The 20102-nt window shown below is 35.3% G+C and carries 20 protein-coding genes and 1 tRNA gene; 10 read left to right on the top strand and 11 right to left on the bottom strand.

The window, feature by feature from the left end; translation table 11 throughout:
- The first annotated feature begins 65 nt into the window (after positions 1 to 65).
- Entirely contained in the window at positions 66 to 2330 is a 2265-nt protein-coding gene (locus ACN0TY_RS00860; protein WP_417443003.1) for an inorganic phosphate transporter, read from the top strand.
- 115 nt (positions 2331 to 2445) lie between these two features.
- Here the strand turns inward: ACN0TY_RS00860 and ACN0TY_RS00855 are convergent, their stop codons facing one another.
- Positions 2446 to 3372 (bottom strand): NifU family protein, encoded by a 927-nt coding sequence (locus ACN0TY_RS00855; protein ID WP_417443002.1) that lies wholly within the window; start codon positions 3370 to 3372, stop codon positions 2446 to 2448.
- Between the two features lie 86 nt (positions 3373 to 3458).
- Between ACN0TY_RS00855 and ACN0TY_RS00850 the strand changes: the two genes are divergently transcribed.
- The 7 genes from ACN0TY_RS00850 (at position 3459) to rhuM (ending at position 10115) form a co-directional block, all read left to right on the top strand.
- Positions 3459 to 4460, top strand: a complete 1002-nt coding sequence (locus ACN0TY_RS00850; RefSeq protein ID WP_417443001.1) for a type IX secretion system membrane protein PorP/SprF — start codon at positions 3459 to 3461, stop codon at positions 4458 to 4460.
- A gap of 33 nt (positions 4461 to 4493) precedes the next feature.
- Positions 4494 to 5009, top strand: coding sequence for a gamma carbonic anhydrase family protein (locus ACN0TY_RS00845; RefSeq protein WP_236957180.1), 516 nt, complete (start codon positions 4494 to 4496; stop codon positions 5007 to 5009).
- A 140-nt stretch (positions 5010 to 5149) separates the two neighbouring features.
- Positions 5150 to 6025 (top strand): ACP S-malonyltransferase, encoded by an 876-nt coding sequence (gene fabD / locus ACN0TY_RS00840; RefSeq protein ID WP_236957178.1) that lies wholly within the window; start codon positions 5150 to 5152, stop codon positions 6023 to 6025.
- Positions 6026 to 6159: 134 nt separating this feature from the next.
- Complete coding sequence (locus tag ACN0TY_RS00835) at positions 6160 to 6321, top strand: DUF1328 domain-containing protein (RefSeq protein ID WP_236957177.1); 162 nt, start codon at positions 6160 to 6162, stop codon at positions 6319 to 6321.
- A 43-nt stretch (positions 6322 to 6364) separates the two neighbouring features.
- The gene (locus ACN0TY_RS00830; RefSeq protein WP_236957175.1) at positions 6365 to 6550 is read left to right on the top strand and encodes a hypothetical protein; all 186 of its coding nucleotides are present in this window, start codon (positions 6365 to 6367) and stop codon (positions 6548 to 6550) included.
- A 679-nt stretch (positions 6551 to 7229) separates the two neighbouring features.
- Positions 7230 to 8363 (top strand): ATP-binding protein, encoded by a 1134-nt coding sequence (locus ACN0TY_RS00825; protein WP_417443000.1) that lies wholly within the window; start codon positions 7230 to 7232, stop codon positions 8361 to 8363.
- Between the two features lie 753 nt (positions 8364 to 9116).
- Positions 9117 to 10115, top strand: a complete 999-nt coding sequence (rhuM, locus tag ACN0TY_RS00820; RefSeq protein ID WP_417442999.1) for a RhuM family protein — start codon at positions 9117 to 9119, stop codon at positions 10113 to 10115.
- A gap of 174 nt (positions 10116 to 10289) precedes the next feature.
- Here the strand turns inward: rhuM and ACN0TY_RS00815 are convergent, their stop codons facing one another.
- The 7 genes from ACN0TY_RS00815 to ACN0TY_RS00785 all read right to left on the bottom strand — a co-directional run bounded on the left by ACN0TY_RS00815 (position 10290) and on the right by ACN0TY_RS00785 (position 14697).
- Positions 10290 to 10736 carry a DUF6730 family protein gene (locus ACN0TY_RS00815; RefSeq protein WP_417442998.1) on the bottom strand — a complete coding sequence of 149 codons (447 nt, stop codon included), beginning with the start codon at positions 10734 to 10736 and terminating at the stop codon, positions 10290 to 10292.
- Positions 10737 to 10747: 11 nt separating this feature from the next.
- Positions 10748 to 11605 carry a relaxase/mobilization nuclease domain-containing protein gene (locus tag ACN0TY_RS00810; RefSeq protein WP_417443690.1) on the bottom strand — a complete coding sequence of 286 codons (858 nt, stop codon included), beginning with the start codon at positions 11603 to 11605 and terminating at the stop codon, positions 10748 to 10750.
- Positions 11606 to 11616: 11 nt separating this feature from the next.
- The gene (mbpA, locus tag ACN0TY_RS00805) at positions 11617 to 11934 is read right to left on the bottom strand and encodes a mobilization protein MbpA (RefSeq protein ID WP_417442997.1); all 318 of its coding nucleotides are present in this window, start codon (positions 11932 to 11934) and stop codon (positions 11617 to 11619) included.
- Between the two features lie 131 nt (positions 11935 to 12065).
- Complete coding sequence (locus tag ACN0TY_RS00800) at positions 12066 to 12929, bottom strand: toprim domain-containing protein (protein WP_417442996.1); 864 nt, start codon at positions 12927 to 12929, stop codon at positions 12066 to 12068.
- Complete coding sequence (locus tag ACN0TY_RS00795) at positions 12895 to 13128, bottom strand: hypothetical protein (protein ID WP_417442995.1); 234 nt, start codon at positions 13126 to 13128, stop codon at positions 12895 to 12897. Before ACN0TY_RS00795 ends, ACN0TY_RS00800 begins: the two co-directional genes overlap by 35 nt.
- A 12-nt stretch (positions 13129 to 13140) precedes the next feature.
- A complete protein-coding gene (locus ACN0TY_RS00790; protein ID WP_417442994.1) occupies positions 13141 to 14346 on the bottom strand; it encodes a primase-helicase family protein in 1206 nt (401 codons plus the stop codon).
- 69 nt (positions 14347 to 14415) lie between these two features.
- The gene (locus ACN0TY_RS00785) at positions 14416 to 14697 is read right to left on the bottom strand and encodes a helix-turn-helix transcriptional regulator (protein WP_417442993.1); all 282 of its coding nucleotides are present in this window, start codon (positions 14695 to 14697) and stop codon (positions 14416 to 14418) included.
- Between the two features lie 447 nt (positions 14698 to 15144).
- Between ACN0TY_RS00785 and ACN0TY_RS00780 the strand changes: the two genes are divergently transcribed.
- The gene (locus tag ACN0TY_RS00780; RefSeq protein ID WP_417442992.1) at positions 15145 to 16794 is read left to right on the top strand and encodes a S41 family peptidase; all 1650 of its coding nucleotides are present in this window, start codon (positions 15145 to 15147) and stop codon (positions 16792 to 16794) included.
- A 270-nt stretch (positions 16795 to 17064) separates the two neighbouring features.
- Here the strand turns inward: ACN0TY_RS00780 and ACN0TY_RS00775 are convergent, their stop codons facing one another.
- The 3 genes from ACN0TY_RS00775 to ACN0TY_RS00765 all read right to left on the bottom strand — a co-directional run bounded on the left by ACN0TY_RS00775 (position 17065) and on the right by ACN0TY_RS00765 (position 18870).
- Complete coding sequence (locus ACN0TY_RS00775; protein ID WP_417442991.1) at positions 17065 to 18303, bottom strand: site-specific integrase; 1239 nt, start codon at positions 18301 to 18303, stop codon at positions 17065 to 17067.
- A gap of 238 nt (positions 18304 to 18541) precedes the next feature.
- A tRNA-Leu gene (locus ACN0TY_RS00770) sits at positions 18542 to 18623 on the bottom strand.
- A gap of 1 nt (position 18624) precedes the next feature.
- The gene (locus ACN0TY_RS00765) at positions 18625 to 18870 is read right to left on the bottom strand and encodes a GIY-YIG nuclease family protein (RefSeq protein WP_417442990.1); all 246 of its coding nucleotides are present in this window, start codon (positions 18868 to 18870) and stop codon (positions 18625 to 18627) included.
- Between the two features lie 269 nt (positions 18871 to 19139).
- On the opposite strand from ACN0TY_RS00765, the gene ACN0TY_RS00760 reads away from it, so the two are divergent.
- Positions 19140 to 20081, top strand: coding sequence for a ribose-phosphate pyrophosphokinase (locus ACN0TY_RS00760; RefSeq protein ID WP_236959477.1), 942 nt, complete (start codon positions 19140 to 19142; stop codon positions 20079 to 20081).
- Positions 20082 to 20102 lie beyond the last annotated feature (21 nt).

The raw sequence follows: 20102 nt of genomic DNA, 5'->3' as shown, positions 1-20102 counted from the left end.
GGTAACTTTAAATTAACCTTGTTTTTAATTTCTTAGTAGACTTTTGCTGTTAGTTAACAGTACGTATGGAGCAGTTTTATATTTTAATGTTGGGAGCCCTTTTTGTTTTGGCTATAGTAGATTTAACGGTAGGAGTTAGTAATGATGCAGTCAATTTTTTAAACTCTGCTGTTGGTTCTAAAGCAGCTTCTTTAAAAACAATACTTATTATAGCAAGCATTGGAGTAGCGGTGGGTGCTATCTTTTCTTCTGGGTTGATGGAAGTTGCTAGGAAAGGGATATTTAATCCAGGGGAGTTTTATTTTGATGAGATCATGATCATTTTTATGGCGGTCATGATAACAGATATATTACTTTTAGATTTGTTTAATTCGCTGGCACTGCCAACTTCTACTACAGTATCTATAGTTTTTGAACTTCTTGGAGCTTCTGTAGCAATTTCATTTATAAAAATTTTTAAAGCAGACCATTCTATTTCAGAAATCGCCAATTATATAAATGGAGATAAGGCGACGGAAATTATTTTTGGAATACTACTTTCCGTAGTGATAGCCTTTACTGTTGGTGCGATTGTACAATGGTTGGCGAGATTCATTTTTTCTTTCCATTATCAAAAGCGAATAAAATATGTAGGAGGAATTTTTGGGGGAATTGCAATTACATCCATTGTATATTTTATTCTTATCAAAGGGATTAAGGGCGTTGCTGTGATACCACAATCTTTTATGGATTTTGTAGATGGTAATAAGTCACTTATTGTATTGGTATGTTTGGTTTTTTTCACGGTATTATCTCAGGTGATTGTTAATTATACCAAAATTAATCTCTTGAAAATTATAATTCTGATTGGGACTTTCGGTCTGGCGCTAGCTTTTGCGGGGAACGATTTAGTAAACTTTATTGGAGTTCCTATTGCAGCCTATCAATCTTATGAAATATGGCAAGGTGCATACCAGGCAACGGGGGTTCTTCCAAGTGAGTTTGCTATGGGCAGTCTTTCGGGTAAAGTTGCAACACCAGCTTATATGTTGGTTATAGCAGGATTAATTATGGTAATTACTTTATGGCTTTCTAAAAAGGCACGTTCTGTAATGTATACAGAAATTAATTTAGCAAGAAGTAACGAGGGGTCAGAACGATTTCAGCCTAATTATCTATCCCGATTAATTGTTAGGTCTTCCGTTAACGCAAATAGGTTTTTAAAAACTTTATTGCCAGAAAGTATTCAAGAGGGAATAGAAAGAAGGTTTTCTAAGCCGCAAGAAAAGCGATCTTCAGATAGTAACAACGACCCTGCTTTTGATATGGTTAGAGCGTCTGTAAACTTGATGGTTGCAAGTATATTAATTTCTGTAGCAACGTCTTTAAAGTTGCCGCTTTCTACTACGTATGTTTCTTTTATGGTAGCAATGGGGTCTTCTCTTTCAGACAAAGCTTGGGGTAGAGAGAGCGCTGTGTATAGGGTGGCTGGTGTTTTTAATGTTATTGGCGGTTGGTTTATTACAGCGATTGTAGCTTTTATTGCAGCTGCCTTATTTGCTACTATTATTTATTTCGGGAAGGGTGTTGCTTTGGTGGCGTTATTAATAATTGCTGCTTTGTTACTTATCCGTAGCTTTTTGGCATATCGTAAATCAGAAAAGGAAAAAGAAGAATTAGTAAAAGTAGATCGGACATCACTAATAACTATTAATGAGATTATTACAGATAGCTCGGAAACAATTTCTAAGGTTATAAGGAGAACAGACAAGGTATATACTGATGTAGTAGATAATTTAGGGCTTCAAGACTTGAGTAAACTGAAAAAATCTAAGAAGCAACTTGTAAAGTTAGAAGGAGAAGTTGATACTTTAAAGAGTGATATCTTTTATTTTATTAAATCTTTAGATGAAAACTCGGTTGCAGCCAGTAAGTTTTATATTTTGACCTTAGATTACTTGCAAGACATGGTTCAGTCTATTGGTTACATTGCTAAGAACAGCTATTCTCATGTTAATAACAATCATAAAAACTTAAAGTTTAATCAGATTCGAGATTTAAAGAGGATTGCAGATAAGTTAGCAGTACTTTTTGAAAGGACTAAAGTAGACTTAGATGGCAGTACTTTTGAAGATATTGGTGCTATTATTGAAGATCAGAAAGAATTATTAGACAGTGTAAGTGGATTAATTCAGAAGCAAATAGATAGAATTAGAAGTACGGAAACGAGTCCAAAGAATACTAAATTATATTTTAGTTTATTACTAGAAACAAAAGATCTTATAACTGCCACAATTAATCTGCTGACTCTATTTAAAGATTTTCACGACGATTTTAAGCGAATAAAATAATAATAAGTTGCTATGAAAGAGAGAAGCTATCTAAAAAACAAGTGATGTTGTTTATAGATAGCTTCCTTATTATTGTTACTCTCTAAAGCTTTTGCTAGCAATTTGGAGAATGGGTTTATCCGTTAATGGCAACCACTTCGTTTACTTTTCCTTCTAACATGCTTTTAAGCATCGTTTCGATTCCATTTTTTAATGTAAATGTAGAAGATGGACAACCGCTACAAGCTCCTTGTAAAATAACATTTACAGTTTTTGTATCTTCTTCATAAGATTGGAATAAAATATTACCACCGTCACTAGCTACAGCAGGCTTAACATATTCTTCAAGAATATCTATAATCTGCTTAGAAGTATCATCAAGGTTAGAAGTGTCTATTCCTTTGTTATTGTTCTGTGGGGTAGCTTCAGTAGTAGCGTTACTCGTTTTCTGTTGCGCTCCTTCCTCTATAATTTCTTTTCCTTCTTCAATATGTAAACGGATGTATTCTCTTAATTCGATTACAATATCATCCCATTCAGCAATATCATATTTTATAACTGAGATATAGTTTTCATCAATAAAAACCTCTTTTACAAAAGGAAAATGAAAAAGTCCAGTAGCTAGAGGAGAGTCTTTAGCTTCTTCGATATTTTTAAACTCGTATGTAGCTAATGCTAATTTTTTATTCGAAACAAATTTTAAGGCAGCAGGGTTTGGCGTGCTTTCTGCATAAACGGTAACTGGAACTTTAGAAGGTGTTGTGTCATCTTCTATAATAATAGGCTCTCCAGAGTTTAAATAGTTTTCAATTTGTGCTGCAACTTCATCTTGCACATCTGGCCATGCTACAATATCGTATCGTTCTATGGCAACAAAGTTCCCAGAGATGTATACTGTTTTTGTAAAAGGCAGGTAAAAAAGTTGTTTTGCAAGCGGTGAGTTTTTTGCTTCGTCCACATTTTTAAACTCATAATTTTGTTTACGAGTTAAAAACTTATTGGCTTCAAACTTTATTATAGCAGGTTTGTTTGTTGTCTGTATATGTATTTTATAAGGCTCCATTTTCATCTAATTTCAGGCAAAATTACGAAACATATGTCATTTATCGATATCTTTGATTGATAACCTACTAATATTAAACAAACCCCATGTGTAATTTTAAGAGCTTATTTGCTTTTGTGTTATTCTTTATATCGTTATCCTCTTATGCTCAAGAAGGTATTCCTGTTTATTTTGATTATTTGTCAGATAATTATTACCTAATCCATCCGTCTATGGCTGGTGTTAGTGAGGGAGGAAAAGTGCGATTAACAGCAAGAAAACAATGGTTTGATGTGGAGAATGCTCCAGCACTACAAACACTAAGTGCGCATCTTCGTGTGGGAGAAAAAAGTGGGATAGGTGCAATTCTCTTTAATGACAGCAATGGGTATCACTCTCAATCGGGGATGAAGCTTACCTATGCACATCATATAAAACTTTCGGAATATCGAGATGGCGTTAATCAATTATCTTTTGGAATTAATGTAGGTTTTCTTCAGAGTAGGTTAGATGAATCCGAGTTTTTATCAGGGGGATCAGCTTCAGACCCAATAATTACTGGGGCTAGTAATAATGTTAGTTATTTTAATGTAGATGCAGGAATGTCTTATAATTTTCTTGAATTCTATGCTCATTTCACGGTTAAGAATCTGCTTGGAAGTGGGAGAGATCTTTATTCCGTAGAAGAAATTGATAATCTAAGACGTTATTTATTCTCTGCCGGGTATGTTTTTGGAAAATCACAATGGCAATTTGAACCTTCATTTTTATTTCAGTTTTCAGAATATACAGAAGAATCTACCATAGATTTAAATGGTAAGATTTATAGAGAAATGAATTTCGGGCAAATTTGGGGAGGTCTTTCTTATAGAAGAAGTTTTGATGGAGCAGAATATGAAATACCAGGAGCTTCAGGGGCGCAGAGGCTTCAATTGTTTACTCCTTTTATTGGTGTGAACCTTAATAAGTTTATGTTCTCATATAATTATTCTTATCAGAAGGGAGATTTAAGATTTGACGATGGAGGTTTTCATCAAATAACAATTGGCTATAACTTTTTACAAGGTAAATCGCGTTACAATTGTAAGTGCCCTGCCGTTAATTACTAAACTAAAATTACCTTTGTAAAAAATATATAGGAGATGATTGTTAAAGAAGTAAACGGTAAAAGTCCAGTGTTTGGAACTGATATTTTTATAGCAGAAAATGCTACTATTGTTGGCGATGTAGTATTTGGAGATTACTGTAGTGTATGGTTTAATGCTGTTTTAAGAGGCGATGTTAATTATATAAAAATAGGAGATAAAGTAAATATTCAAGACGGAGCAGTAGTTCATTGCACCTACCAAAAGTACCCTACAATTATTGGAAATAACGTTTCCATTGGTCATAATGCGATAGTGCACGGATGTACCATAAAAGACAATGTGCTTATAGGCATGGGGAGCATTGTGATGGATAATTGTGTGGTAGAAAGCAACTCTATTATCGCAGCTGGAGCCGTGGTGACGCAACATACTCATGTAGAAGCTAATGCTATATATGCTGGTGTTCCTGCAAAAAAGGTTAAAGAAATAAGCGAAGATTTAAGTAAGAATGAGATAGAAAGAATTGCAAATAGCTATGTGAAGTATGCTTCTTGGTATAAGGAAGATTAAAGTGCTTAAAAAAATAAAGTTTATTAATACAGTAAGAATATAGAGAATCTACAAGGGCTATCTTTTACTTCGTTCTAAGATTTACTTCCTTTAAATATAATTTCTATTTTTGCTGACAACCCATAAAATAAAAAAATAGTATGAATGCATATATATTCCCTGGTCAAGGGGCACAATTTGTAGGAATGGGACTCGATTTATACGAGAATTCCGATTTAGCAAAGCAAATGTTTGAAGAGGCAAATGATATCTTAGGATTTAGAATTACAGATATTATGTTCCAAGGAACAGCAGAAGATCTAAAACAAACAAAAGTAACACAGCCAGCTATCTTTTTACATTCTGTAATATTAAGTAAAGTATTGGGAGAAAGTTTTAAGCCAGCAATGGTTGCAGGGCATTCTTTAGGAGAACTTTCTGCTTTAGTAGCAAATGGCGTATTGAGTTTTCAAGATGGATTAAAACTTGTTTCTCGTAGAGCATTGGCAATGCAGAAAGCATGTGAAATCACACCAGGAACCATGGCTGCAGTTTTAGGATTAGCAGATGAGGTTGTGGAAGACGCTTGTAAAGAAATTGAAGGTGTTGTAGTACCTGCAAATTATAACTGCCCAGGGCAACTTGTGATTTCTGGAGAAGTGGAAGCTATAAATAAAGCATGTGAGGTCTTAAAAGAAAAGGGAGCACGTAGAGCATTGGTATTGCCAGTAGGAGGTGCATTTCATTCACCTTTAATGGATCCAGCAAAAGAAGAATTGGCAGCAGCAATAGAGCAAACTACATTTAATAAACCAATCTGTCCTGTTTACCAAAACGTATCTACAACAGCAGTTGAAGATCCAGAGGAAATTAAAAAGAACTTAATAGCACAACTTACAGCTCCAGTAAAATGGACGCAAAGTGTAGAGAATATGGTAGCAGATGGTGCATTACTATTTACAGAAGTAGGGCCAGGAAAAGTGTTGCAAGGTTTGGTGAAAAAAATCCATAGAGAAGCAGAAGTAGCCTCTGCGTAACCTATTAAAATCCAATAAATAATGTGTTTTTTGGCGTTAACAGCGGTTTAACAAGTTGCGTTAAATTTCTCCAAAGAGACGTCGGAAAATACATTATTATCGTATATTAGAGTATAACCATAAAACTTAAATATATGTTACGTTGGACAATCATTTTTTTAATAGTAGCAGTTATAGCCGGTGTATTTGGTTTTGGAGGAATCTCTGAAGCTTCAGCGGGAATTGCTAAAATACTTTTCTTTATTTTCTTGGTATTATTCTTAATATCTTTAATAGGTAGAATAGCGAAGAAGTAAATAACAAATAATCAATAATAATAAACCATTAAAACTAAACAACATGAAAAAGATTTTTTTAACCCTTGCATTAGTATTCACTTTAGGAGCTTTCACAACAAGCTGTAAAGAGAAAAAAGACACCCCAGCAGAACAAGTTGAAGAAGCTGTAGATGACGCTGGAGATAAAATTGAAGAAGGTGCTGAAGAAGTAGAAGATGAAATTGATGATATGACAGACGATAACTAATATCCTGTTATAGCAATTATATAAAGGCTGCCTGAAAACTCTCAATCTATTAAGATTTAGTTTTTCAGGCAGCCTTATTTTATGGTATTTACGAGGCTAGCCCGACATTGAAGCTAATACATAAAATAAAAAATAGGGGGTTTGCCATAGGGGTCTTACCCCATACAGCTACCCCCAGAGGGGGTGTTGAGATGGGTTCTAACCATTAAATTAATACTTATAAGTGATAGTATGAGGCTTTTTTTGCCACTTGCTATCGCTTTTTGGTGTCTCAAGGTGGGAAAGACCCCCTTAAAGAGAGGGGTAAAGGGGGGTGCATATAGGGGGGCGGGGTGGCAAAATAGGGGTGATTGGCCATAAAACGACCCAAATAATGTCTTCTATAGCCGCTATAAGGGGTGATATGCCTGTTAAAGGGTATATGGCATGGCCTATGTGGTTTTACTAGATTTTTATTATGAAACTTAAATTTATAGGGTAGACTTTCAATCAATAAATTATCAAACTTATATAAAGCTGGAGATTATGATTGTGGATCAGTAGTTATTTTAATGTTTTATCAAAAATTAATAGCATTGGTTCAAAGAAGGAATTATCTTACCTTTATTCATTGTTATTTTAATATTTGGTGAATACATTCACTGAAAAACATTATATTTGGTGAATACATTCACTAAACATGATAGAAAGATCCATTAGAGGCACTATAGAAAAACGATTTGGGAGAGGGAAAGCAATATTTCTTATTGGTCCTCGCCAAGTAGGGAAGACTACTTTATTCAGTCAGATATTAGACGGAAGGAATTTTTTGTTTTTAAATGGAGATGATCCAACAGTTAGAAGAGTTCTAACGAATCCTAATATCGAACAGCTTAAAAATATAATCGGAAAGCATGATGTAGTATTTATTGATGAAGCACAACGGATTGAAAACATAGGTCTCACCCTAAAATTAATTGCCGATCAAATAAAGGAGGTTCAGCTTCTTATTAGTGGTTCATCTGCTTTTGAATTAAGTTATCAAACTCAAGAGCCATTAACTGGTAGAAAATGGGAGTATAAGTTGTTCCCAATTTCATGGGGCGAATTTGAGAATCATTTAGGATATCTTAAGGCAGAACAGCAATTGGAGTTAAGGGTTCTATATGGGATGTATCCAGATATAATTAATAATTTCGGAGAAGAGCAGGCTGTTTTAAAGCAACTTACTGATAGTTATCTGTATAAGGATATTCTTGCTTTTGGGGGTGTAAGAAAACCTGAAGTTCTGGAGAAATTGTTGCGCGCGTTAGCTTTCCAAATTGGAAGTGAGGTGAGTTATAATGAACTTGCTCAATTAATAGGCGTTGATAAAAATACTATTTCAAGTTATATCGATATTCTTATTCAAGCATATGTAGTGTTTAAACTTCCGAGTTTTAGTAGAAATCTACGGAATGAAATAAAAACAAACCAGAAAATATATTTCTATGATACAGGGGTCCGGAACATGGTAATAGGAGATTTTAATCCTTTAGAAGTACGTCAGGATAAAGGCGGACTATGGGAGAATTTTTTAATTGCTGAACGAATTAAACAAATAGAATATCAAAGCAGTTTAGCAAAACCTTATTTCTGGAGAACGGTACAGCGGCAGGAGATTGATTATGTAGAAGAAAATTCAGGAAAAGTTTATGGCTTTGAAATAAAATTAAATTCAAAAGCGAAAGTAAAATTACCAAAGAAATTTATGGAAACCTACAATACAGATATTAAAATTGTTAGCCGAGATAATTTCAGAGATTTTTTAAACTTTAAAGTAGAAAAGCTTTAGTCTATTTAAGCAAATTTTAATCTCCATATAGTTATGTGCTTTAGGAAAATTATATCAGTTGTAGTTTACGCTTAATTAAAAGAGGTATTCCTATTTGTATTCCTAAAAATAAAAAAACCTCTGAAATCTATTGATTTCAGAGGTTTTAAGTACTCGAGGTGGTAGTTTGGTAAATTTGGCTTACCAAGCACCAAATAAGGGTTTGAAGCCTTCCGATTTGGAGTGCACCCGAATGACAAACTTTAACTATTTTTTAACTTTACACTCCTTAAAATTTGGGGTGGTGGTGCAACTTTTTTGTTAATTTCTTTAACATTTTAATGAAACATTATTTTTTGCTTTCTTTTTGGATGTATGGTTTAATCATATGTTGAAATAAATCTTTACATTTGATATGAGTTAATGCACTATTCCTCTTTTTTATTTTTTTTCCAATGACTAACCTTAGTTGAATCTGTATCTTCAGTTTGAACATTGGATTGATAACTTGCCTTAGTACCGTTGAAGTTACTTTTCGTTGATCTCGCTGTGGATAGCTCTGATAATTTTATTGATAAATGTTCCACCTCTTGTTCTAGGCTTTTTACTTGTTCGTGATATGATTTTGAGCCGTACGGTGAGGTTTATCTAAAGCGCTCACTAAATGCTTATAGCATATACAACGGCGTGGGTTTTTTTTATTTGATAACCTTTAATTACTGGGGTATGAAATAAGTCCATATCTTATTTATATTTTATAATATTGTATTTACGATGGCAAAAGAACAAATACTTATATACGAGACTGGAAATGGTCGAACACAGATAGATGTTACGTTAAAAGCGGAAACAGTTTGGTTAACTCAGGCACAAATGATAACACTATTTGACTCTAGTAAAGCAAATATTAGTGAGCATATTAAACATATTTTAAGTTCCAGTGAACTAGAGGAAGCGGCAACTGTTCGGAAATTCCGAACAGTTCAAAAAGAGGGGAATCGCGAAGTAACTAGAAGCAGGCTTCATTATAATCTTGATATGATTATATCCGTAGGCTATAGAGTCAATTCTAAAAGAGGAATTTTATTTAGACAATGGGCTTCAAAAATATTAAAAGAGTATTTGTTACAAGGCTTTGCCATCAATGAAAAACTACTTCAGGAGCGAACCCAACAGTTACAAGAACTTAAGAATGTGATTCAGCTGCAAGAGAAAGTAATTTCAGAGTATCCACTTTATACGGATGAATCAGCGGGTCTTATAAAAATCATAGCGCAGTATTCCAGGGCATTAGATTTGTTGGATGATTACGACCATCAACGCTTGAGTTTGCCAGAACAGGGAACTTATGAGGTGTATAAGATTACTTATGATGAAGCCCGAAAAGCAATTGATGAATTAGGAAGGCAAACTAAGTTCGAAGGACTTTTTGGAAGGGAGAAAGACGACTCTTTCAAAGGTTCCCTGGAAAATATTTATCAGACCTTTGGTGGTGAAGATTTGTACCGAACTACTGAAGAAAAAGCTGCGCACTTACTCTATTTTGTAGTGAAAAACCATTCTTTTTCCGATGGTAATAAAAGAATTGCTGCCTATCTATTTGTATGGTTCTTGGATAGGAACAATATGTTATTTACGAAATATGGTAGCAAAATCATTCCCGATAATGCATTGGTGGCATTAACGTTATTAATAGCGGAAAGTAACCCAAATGAAAAGGATATGATGATTAAAGTTATCGTCAACCTCATATCCAGAACACATATCAAATAAGAGCTTATTTTTAATAGTATATGTATAAGCATATAATAACGGCGATTGCAATAAATCTATATGTATTTGCATATAGCTACCTTAAAAGAGTACACCTATTTTCATTTCAAAACTACAGATTACATAGCATCATTAATAAACCTATCATACCCCCAAATCTTACCATAACTAATACTATTTCGCTTGGTTTTTAGGAGGGTTCATCCAATTCAAATAGTGTGCTTCGATTTCAGGTGATGCCTTTATAAAACTTTGATAATGTCTTTTTATACGTTCGTTTTTATCTTTTAATTGCTGATTCGTATGTCGATAACTTAGTGTGCTAAAACCCAATACTAATAAAAGCACGATGTATATAATACTACATACCACTATCCATTTCGGAAATAGCTTGGACTTATTCATACTTTGAATTAAGTCTTTTGTGTTTGTAGCCTGTATCTTTTCAAATTGCGCTTGCCTTTTTAGATGTGTTTCCAACAGATCTTCAATCTGTGATGTATCAGCTTTTACTTTTACTTCACGAAGTTTTTTTGACAGCCCTTCTAATTTAGCTACCGATACATTAAATTCTTCGATTTCCTCCGTCAGCAAAGCTGCTATCTCTTCTAATTTCGCCATTGTTTTTTATTTTAATAACCAATCCCAATCCCCGTGTCAATAGCTTTTTTAATAACATGTTTTGCTACTTTTTTAGCGATGGATGCTGCTAGATTAGCATTAAGGGTTACTGCTTGATTTACTATTTTAAGTGTATTATCTTTTGATAGTTTTAATCCTTTTGCATTGTTATAAGAAATCGCTTGTAGTATTTTACCTCCTGACATTTCTCTATGGACAGCACTTCCTTTTAGGTTATGCGATTTATAGGTAAATCGAAATCCCTGCAGTTGCTTGGATTTATTAATCACAGGAATCACTTTAACTCCCTGTTTTTGCATGCGTTTTATATACTGATCTACGGTTTTGGGCCTGGTTTGTAAAGTTTTTAAGTGTTGTTGTTTGATAAGTGCCCGAATGTGTAATAGCGATTGTTGTTTTACTTGTTGCACCTCTCTAGTGGTGGTTAAATGCATTTCTTTAGCCACTTTCTCTGCTGCCAATTGACTGTGCTTTCCGATATAACTATCATTGTAGGCCTTTCCATCAAACCCAATCCGGTTCACGTACAAATGGACATGGAGGTGGTTTTTGTCCCGGTGCACAAAAGCCATCGCTTGGTGCTCCTGTAGTTTCATCTGTTTTACGAACCTACCGGTAAGTTCTTCCAGCTTTTTTACACTTAACTTCTTACCATCTTCCACGGTAGGGCTGAGCACGAAACTCAGGGTGTTCTTCTGGCAACGGGCATTGGTATCCTGTACGATCTTGAACTCCTTGGTCACTTCTGATGGGGTTTCCCCGGCCAGGTGTGCCCTGTAGACAATTTCTGCATCCTTTTCCTGGTCCATCCCATATTGCATGGAAGCCCTCGTGTGCGCTATGGCCATTCCTTTCCCTATCATTTTTTAAAGTTTTTTAAGTGGTCTTTGATTTCTTCAGCAAGTAGGTACACTTCTTCGGTCAGCTTTGGGTCCCTTTTTTTGAACATGTTCCCAATGCGCTTAAAATGGTGGTGGTACTGAACAAGGGCCTTATAGACCTCGATCTGCTTCTCGGTAAACCGTTCAATGATCTTATCATCCATGGCCGCCATGCGGCAATAGGAACTCAAACTGAGGTTGGCCCTTTTTGCCTTGACCTGCAACAGTCTTTTTTCAAACCGGGTACACCGGAATTTGACAAAAGTGGATTTTATGTTGACTCTGACTTTGGCCATGGTTCAATTGTTTGAATTAGGAAGTGTTTCTATTTTTAGTACCAAAGGTGCCCAGCACCCTTTGCGACCTCCGGGAGCAAAGCAAGATGGTTTTTGTGGCAACAAAAACACATCTTGAAATTGCTGCGCAATTACCCATCCGGTTTTCCCGTCCACCATGCGTTTATATCCTTAAAACCTGAATACAATACCGACCTATCCACGGCTTTTGAATGGGAACCCAATAAAAATTCCATAGCCTTTTTACCCGCACTGTCCCTGTCCAAATAAAGTTCTACCGTACTATAATTCTTAAAATAATCAGGGACCCTTTTAACAAATGCGACAGAGTTGAGAACAAGGAAGTCTGCTTCTTTGGATAGGGTAGGGTAGCAATTGACAAAAGAGAGCAGATCGAACATCCCCTCGCACACAACCAGGTTAGGGGATAGGTTCCTTAAAAATGTGATGTCCTTTGGGGAAACGCTACCTTTAAAGAATTTGTTCCTGAGCTCATGACCCCCGGATATATTTTCAAGCCCGATGGCAAAATAGTTTTTACCGTTCAACCTGAAATGTACCTCTTTGCAATAAAGCCTTGCCAAAGTGGGTCTAATCTTTCGTGAGCTTAAATAACCGATCAGGGCAGGGTGCCTGATAGGCCTTACATCCATAACCTCTATACCTGGTCCCTTTTTGGAAAGGGGCTGCTGCTGAAAAGAAAAAACCAAAGTTTCATTGTCCAAAAACATCAAGGCCTCTTTTACCGGACATTGTTTTATAAGGCAGACCAGGTCGATCACATTGCCCCCGATACCGGCGCCATGGTCGTACCATCGGTTCAGTGTCAGGGATACCTTGAAAGAGGCTTGTGTTTCTGACCGGAAGGGGCTCAGAAACCAAGCTTCTTTCTCCGTTTGTCGGGTGGGGAAATGCCCTAGTTTTGCGAGTGCCTGCACGGTGCAAACACTACGGGCTTTTTCACACGACAGTTTGTTTGTTTTCTCTTTTTTCATGGGCTGGATGGTTTTCTGAAAAATTTTGATAAAATGATGAAGAATCCTTCTTAACCCCTATATTTACTGGTACTTCACACTTCATCATTTTTTCATCATTCATCAAACTGTTTTGCTGATCTTCATCATTTTTGATGGAATCTAATTTTGATGAACGTTTGATGAAACTTTGATGAAGAATTATTTTATTGGTAATCAATTATTTATACTCTTAATTCATCATTTCATCAAAAATTCCATAAATCTTTTTTCTTTCAACAGCAAAATATCTTCCGACACGGCTGATCTGGACAAACTCACCATAACTGGTATACTCGTACCCCTGATAGGAATTTGAATTGTCTGAAGGGGTAAGCCCCCATTTGTTTTTCAGTATTCTCCGGATGTCGTTCGGTTCGAAGTTTTTACGGCGTACCTTGCCGAGGTTCGAAACGATTTCCCTTGGCGTGACCCTGAGCTCATCTACACCGGTAGCCTCGAACATTTCGTAGAGCAGGTGCACCATTTCCCTCTCGACCGCATTGTTGTTCAGCCAGACCAGTTTCTTTAGCGCTCTTGTCTTGATCTGTTCCGGGGTGAACCACATCCGTGTTTTCTTTTCAGAGGCGAAGGGACGGTCCCGAAGTAACTGCAGAAAGGCGGGTATTTCAGAAATGAGCTTGTGCAGGTATTCGGTGTCCTCGGTATCGAAAGGGGGCACCTTCCTTACCCAAAAGCGGATTTCATTGGAATCTATCAGAATGAACGTATCCTCATTGTTGCTACAGAGAATGAACTTCCCGAAAAATTCGACCTCTTCCCGATCCTTGCCCTTGGCCTCCATTTTGTCCTTATCGGTGGTACTCAAATATTTAAGCCTTTCTGTGATCTCTTTTTTATCGAAGAACACCTCGTCCACCGCAACGATCACCTTTGAAACCCAATCGGCATTGAACTGTGAGGAAAAACTGTCCCCTTTGATATAGGTCATGTTCTGGCCAAAGATGGCCTTGAGCCATTTGATAAAGGTGCTTTTCCCGGTGCCGCGCTCTTTGCTGACCAAACATAGGATGGGCAGTATCTGTGAGGGGTTCTCATAAATGATCTTTAGGTAATCCAGCCCGAGTTCGGCCTGTTCCTCGAAGATGTGCCTCACAAACCCCATGGAAACAGGGCATTTTCCCTTCTTGGGTGCCATGGGCAGCTCGTGGTAGGTGTTATAGGAATTACCGACCACTTGCTCGTACCCTATATGCTCAGGGATACAACAGAATCCGTCCAGTTTTGGGATCTTTGAAAGATAGGACTTTCCGTGGTCTGCAATGATCGTTTCCTTGTTCCACCGGACCATGATGGAGATGGAGTCCCCAGATATAAGGGGTCTCTCGATATCTTTCCAATACGTGGTGCCGATGCGTCTGTACGGTATCTTTTTCATAAAAATATAATTTAGAAATTGTAGATAGGATATAACTTTGAAATAGTTGTTAAACCATAAAACCAAAGCTTATGGTTTCTTCAGTATATAATCCAGTGCCTGGTTTTTGATCTCACATTGTGATTTCCGGCCATTCCTTAACAGCCATGCGTTAAGACGGTCGATATCGAAGAATATCATTTTTCCATTGGGCTTGCTATGGGGAATGAGCCCTGCAGAGGTCAGTTTGTAGAGATAGCTCCTTGATATACCCGCATAATCACAGGCCTCTTCCAAGGTGAGTACTTTTTTAGAGCCTAACAGAAGGCTTTCAATCCTGTCTAGTTTCTCTTGTAATTTAATGTTGTCCATTGTATCTGTTTTAAAAGATTGATAATGAACAAAGCGCTTTGTTTTCTTTGGTAGAATTCTTGAAATAAAAGTAAAAAGAAGGAAGGTGTAAATTTAAAAAATAAAAAAATATTATTCACAAATAATTGATTATCAGATATTTGATTCAATTTAATTGCAAGTGAATTTAGTTTTTATTGAGCTAATTAGATCTAATGTTAGAGGATATGAATCGTAGGCAAATTAAATTGTTTAAAACATATTAAAGATTGAGTTATTAACAATAAAGAATAAAAAAATAGCTGTTATAGCCTATCAAATGTCATAAGGCTTGGTGTTAGGAAGATTCATTCCTATCCGTTATGGGATATCACAATCATTATAAAGGCGAATTCTTATAAACTAAAAATTTAGTTATATTTGAATTTTAAACTAACTTTTTAGTTTATAAAAAGGAACTAAGAAATTATGAAAAAAACAATCTTTACCGTCCTTGTTGTTATATTAATACATAAAGTATCTTTAGGGAAAACTCATTTATCTGAAACAAAAAAACTATCAAGTTTATGTAGAATTTGGGGTTTTCTTAAATATTATCATCCAGATGTAGCAGCGGGAAATTATAAATGGGATGAACAATTATTTAATGTATTGCCAAAAGTTAAAAGTGCTTGTACAAAGGAAGAATTATCTCAGGTTTATTTAAATTGGATTAATAGTCTAGGGAAAATAAAGGACCGCAGCAATGTTCAAGTGAATCCAACTATAAAGTATTTTGAAAAAAACTTTAACTTGAATTGGATGGATGATAGTGAGACCTATACATCTAATCTAGCTAAGAAACTAAAATATATTGAACGAAATAGACATCTAGGAAAGAAGTATTATGTTGATTCCTATGATGGTATTGGAAACATACAAGTGACCAACGAAATAGATTACAACGATTTTGATTGGAAGGATGAAAATTTGAGACTTTTGAGTTTATTCCGTTATTGGAACATAGTAGAATATTTTTTTCCTTATAAATATCAAACAGACCTCTCTTGGGACAAAGTTCTTGATAAAATGCTACCCAAATTCATAAATCCTGATACAGAAATAGAGTTTCATATGGCAATGCTAGAATTAATAGCAAGTATTAATGATAGCCATGGTTTATTTAAAACGCATCAAACGAGATCTTTTTTTGGTTATTACTACCTACCTGCAAAATTTAAGCTGATAGAAGGAAAAGCTATTGTAACAGGGTTTTACAACGATTCAATAGCTAGGTTGGATGCATTAAAGAAAGGAGACGTAATAACTAAAGTTAATGGTCAATCTGTTCAGTCTGTTTTTGACGAAAGGGAAAAATATATTAGCGGCTCAAATCTCTCTAAAAAGAAATTCAATGCCTATGATGCCATCTTTAACGGATCTACAGATAATGTAGTTTTGACATATCATAGAGATGGGCAAGCATATACCAAGTTGTTTAAGCGTTATAGGTTTCCAGAATTCAACTACAAGTGGCAGCCACCTAAGGAGAAGTATACGATACTAGATGGTAATATAGGTTTGGTAGATGTAGGGATGTTAGATAAGAGTGAAGTAATTCCCGTAATGAAAGATTTAAAAAAAACAAGAGCGATTATTTTAGACCTTAGAAAATATCCAAATGATGTGGTATTCTTATTTGCAGATTATATTAGTTCTCAAAAGAAGAGTTTTTACAAAAAAATTTATCCTGATTTAAACTATCCTGGAAAATTTGTATGGAAAACTGGTAAGGAATGTGGTAATGAAGGTAGTTTAAAATACAAAGGAAAAGTTGTTTTACTAGTTAATGGACAAACCCGAAGTGCAGGGGAGTTTGTTACCATGGGACTACAAACTGGAGATAATGTAACTACTATAGGTAGTCAAACTTCTGGGGCAGATGGAAATATCAGCAGATTCAATATGGTTGGTGGGTACGAAACGATGATTAGCGGAATTGGAATTTTCTACCCGGATAATACAGAAACTCAAAGAAAAGGAGTGAAAATTGACATTCAAGTAAATTCTACAATTCAAGGAATAATTAATGGTGAAGATGAAATTCTAGATAAAGCTATAGAGTTTATTAATAAATAGAATCGTTTCCATTAATAATGGAGAATACAATGATGTCCTCTATATTAGGTTGTAGGGTATGAAATTATTTTATTCATTTAAAGTCTATTTAAGAAAAGGCTGAGTTCAACCCATAAGTGCAAAACATTTGTTTTTTAGGACTTCCATTGGGTTTTGATAATTAAATTTTCTAATCGGAATTTAAATTCTTCGTGAGTAAGAATGAATTAAATGATTAATAAGAGATAGTTTTCGATTCATATAAACCCTGTAGAACTATCATTGAAATTTTTACAGAGATTTCGTCCCCTTTAGATTTTCTCCTTCACCAAAAAACTTTTTTAATTTCTGAACATCATCACTTAGCTTACGGTCAACGATTTTAGCATAGTGCTGGGTAGTTTTTAAAGATTTATGCCCAAGCATTTTGCTGACAGATTCAATAGGCACTCCGTTCGAAAGCGTTACTGTAGTGGCAAAGGTATGTCGAGCAATGTGGAAGGTAAGGTTTTTGTTGATTTCACATAGATTTGCAATCTCTTTTAAGTAACTATTGGTTTTTTGATTACTTGACATGGGAAGCAGAGGTGATCCCACTTGCTTTTCACTGTAATATTTAGCGATGATATTTCTGGCTGCTGGAAGCAAAGGGATATTACTAATAGTGCCGGTTTTGGTTCGTTTCACCTTAATCCATTGTTCCCCATCAATTCCTAAAATAATATCATCATGAGTCAATTTGGTGACATCAATATATGCGAGGCCGGTAAAGCAAGAAAAAATGAATACATCCCGAACTTGTTCTAGCCGTTGATTTGATAATTCTTTATCAATAAGTTTATTCAATTCTTGCTTAGTTAAGAACTCTTTCTCTATTTCATGCGTTCGTAGTTTGAAATTATAAAACGGATCTTTTTCTATCCATCCGTTTGCATGACAAATACGAATTATTTTTTTGAAATACGATAGATATTTCATAGCTGAGTTATGGGAAAGGTCGACGGTAGTCTTTAAGTAATAGATAAAGTGGTTGATATATTTCACATCAATGTCTTTTACCAAATAATCTATGGAAGAATAAGTAGCTTTGTTGAAATTGGATACATGACTTTTTGTTGTTTTATAGCGCTGAAGGGTTCTGGCAGTATAATCTTTACCGACCAGTTTTGCCATTTTTGAGTTGTGTTCATCAAATACATCAAGGATGTCTTTTCTGGAATCATCTTTTCCTAAATATCGGTTGCGAAGTTTAAGGGCTGTTATATCTTGTTGCTTGTCCATCATTTCCTGATAAGCCCGATATACATTTTTTTTAATCATATCCAGGTTTCTATTTACCTCCTTAGCAGTAGGAGAAGAGCCCGTGAGTTTATTGGCCTTAGCATTCCATTTCTCCAAACTCACCTTTAAAAAGGTGCTTAGTTCGGCACGCTCTCCACCATAAGTAATACGTAAATAAATGGTTCCAAGCTCTAAGTCTTTTGCTTTACTCTTTCTGATGTAGAATAGGATGGATAATAAATCTTGCATAGGTTACACCTTTTTCTCTTTCAAAAGTAATAGAAAGTAATCATATATTAAAACCACAAAACACTGATATTCAACAATTTAACATCTATTCGGTCGCACCTGTAGTGAGACCCGAAGTGCATCCGAATCATTCACATTTTAGTTGATTTCAATTGAATTTAAAGGAATATAAGGAATTAAAAAACCCTGTAAAATCTGGTGTTTTACAGGGTTTTAATATCAATTGATATGTTAAAAGTACTCGAGGTGGGAATCGAACCCACACTCCCGAAAGAACTGGATTTTGAATCCAGCGCGTCTACCAATTCCGCCACTCGAGCATTATATAGAGTTTCTTAGAACTCTGAGTTTTTCTTTTCCTATTCCAGACTTCCAGTACTTTTCTCTGGCTCGTCCATTTTTTCTGTTGTTGCAAACTTCAGAAAAAATTAATTTATATGGAAGATAAGGTTTTGTGGTTCTTTCTCTTCCTGTATTATGTCTTTTAACTCTTTCTGCAAGATTGGATGTCATTCCGACATAAATATAATTACGGTTTAAACTAGAAATAGCATATACTGTAATCATAAGCATTCTTTTAGCGCGCTTGCCTGTCGGCAGACAGGTCTACCAATTTCGCCCTACCTTATCGGTAGGCAGGCACTCGAGCATTATTATTAAATTGATACAGGTAAATAATGACCGTTATATCAATTTTGGACTGCAAAACTATAAAATATTTTTAATCTTCCGACTAAAAATAGTGACAAAATGCTTTAAGAGTTGGAATAAATTTCTAAATTTGCACCTCATTTTACATGACATAACGATAATTAACTACTAAACAAGATATTACAATGCCATATTCGGTGCCAGATCCAAAGATTTTTTCTTGTACGCAAAGTCAAGATTTAGCTGAAAGAATAGCAAAAGCATTTGGGACAGAGCTAGGGAGTGTATCTTTTACTAGATATAGTGATGGTGAGTTTCAGCCTTCATTTGAAGAATCTGTACGTGGAGCTAGAGTTTTTATAATAGGTTCTACAAATCCAAGTTCAGAAAATTTAATGGAGATGTTACTTATGTTGGATGCCGCTAAAAGAGCGTCTGCAAGACATATCACTGCTGTAATGCCTTATTTTGGTTGGGCAAGACAAGATAGAAAAGACAAGCCTAGAGTGCCGATAGGGGCAAAATTAGTAGCCAAATTATTAGAGTCTGCGGGAGCCACTAGAATAATAACTATGGATCTTCATGCAGACCAAATTCAAGGGTTCTTTGAGAAGCCAGTAGATCATTTATTTGCTTCTACGATCTTCTTGCCATATTTAAAGAGTCTTGAGTTGGATAATTTAACAATAGCATCCCCAGATATGGGAGGTTCGAAAAGAGCGTATGCATATTCTAAGTTTTTAAGTTCGGATGTGGTAATCTGTTACAAGCAACGTAAAAAGGCGAATGTAATAGACCATATGGAGCTTATTGGAGATGTTAAAGGAAAGAATGTTGTGTTAGTAGATGATATGGTAGATACTGCAGGTACATTAACAAAAGCTGCGGATCTAATGATGGAAAAAGGCGCTTTAAGCGTTAGAGCCATCTGTACGCATGCATTACTTTCGGGGAACGCATACGAAAGAATTGAAAACTCTAAGCTTACAGAATTAATCGTAACAGATTCTATTCCGCCAAAGCAAAAGAGTGATAAAGTAAGAGTATTAAGTTGTGGAGATTTATTTGCAGATGTTATGCATAGAGTACATCATAATACTTCTATCAGTTCTAAATTTTTAATGTAAATTATTTAATTTTATACATAT

It is taken from the genome of Joostella sp. (assembly GCF_048266025.1).
In the GTDB taxonomy this organism is placed as follows: Bacteria; Bacteroidota; Bacteroidia; order Flavobacteriales; family Flavobacteriaceae; genus Galbibacter; species Galbibacter atrarenae.
The sequence above is the reverse complement of the archived record's forward strand: the minus strand, read 5'-3'. Positions and strand labels throughout refer to the sequence as shown.

Bases quoted from the DNA above. Each gene is read 5' to 3' on its own strand.
- ACN0TY_RS00860 (WP_417443003.1), top strand. From the start codon at position 66: ATGGAGCAGTTTTATATTTTAATGTTGGGAGCCCTTTTTGTTTTGGCT.
- ACN0TY_RS00855 (WP_417443002.1), bottom strand. From the start codon at position 3,372: ATGGAGCCTTATAAAATACATATACAGACAACAAACAAACCTGCTATA.
- ACN0TY_RS00850 (WP_417443001.1), top strand. From the start codon at position 3,459: ATGTGTAATTTTAAGAGCTTATTTGCTTTTGTGTTATTCTTTATATCG.
- ACN0TY_RS00845 (WP_236957180.1), top strand. From the start codon at position 4,494: ATGATTGTTAAAGAAGTAAACGGTAAAAGTCCAGTGTTTGGAACTGAT.
- fabD (WP_236957178.1), top strand. From the start codon at position 5,150: ATGAATGCATATATATTCCCTGGTCAAGGGGCACAATTTGTAGGAATG.
- ACN0TY_RS00835 (WP_236957177.1), top strand. From the start codon at position 6,160: ATGTTACGTTGGACAATCATTTTTTTAATAGTAGCAGTTATAGCCGGT.
- ACN0TY_RS00830 (WP_236957175.1), top strand. From the start codon at position 6,365: ATGAAAAAGATTTTTTTAACCCTTGCATTAGTATTCACTTTAGGAGCT.
- ACN0TY_RS00825 (WP_417443000.1), top strand. From the start codon at position 7,230: ATGATAGAAAGATCCATTAGAGGCACTATAGAAAAACGATTTGGGAGA.
- rhuM (WP_417442999.1), top strand. From the start codon at position 9,117: ATGGCAAAAGAACAAATACTTATATACGAGACTGGAAATGGTCGAACA.
- ACN0TY_RS00815 (WP_417442998.1), bottom strand. From the start codon at position 10,736: ATGGCGAAATTAGAAGAGATAGCAGCTTTGCTGACGGAGGAAATCGAA.
- ACN0TY_RS00810 (WP_417443690.1), bottom strand. From the start codon at position 11,605: ATGGCCATAGCGCACACGAGGGCTTCCATGCAATATGGGATGGACCAG.
- mbpA (WP_417442997.1), bottom strand. From the start codon at position 11,934: ATGGCCAAAGTCAGAGTCAACATAAAATCCACTTTTGTCAAATTCCGG.
- ACN0TY_RS00800 (WP_417442996.1), bottom strand. From the start codon at position 12,929: ATGAAAAAAGAGAAAACAAACAAACTGTCGTGTGAAAAAGCCCGTAGT.
- ACN0TY_RS00790 (WP_417442994.1), bottom strand. From the start codon at position 14,346: ATGAAAAAGATACCGTACAGACGCATCGGCACCACGTATTGGAAAGAT.
- ACN0TY_RS00785 (WP_417442993.1), bottom strand. From the start codon at position 14,697: ATGGACAACATTAAATTACAAGAGAAACTAGACAGGATTGAAAGCCTT.
- ACN0TY_RS00780 (WP_417442992.1), top strand. From the start codon at position 15,145: ATGAAAAAAACAATCTTTACCGTCCTTGTTGTTATATTAATACATAAA.
- ACN0TY_RS00775 (WP_417442991.1), bottom strand. From the start codon at position 18,303: ATGCAAGATTTATTATCCATCCTATTCTACATCAGAAAGAGTAAAGCA.
- ACN0TY_RS00765 (WP_417442990.1), bottom strand. From the start codon at position 18,870: ATGATTACAGTATATGCTATTTCTAGTTTAAACCGTAATTATATTTAT.
- ACN0TY_RS00760 (WP_236959477.1), top strand. From the start codon at position 19,140: ATGCCATATTCGGTGCCAGATCCAAAGATTTTTTCTTGTACGCAAAGT.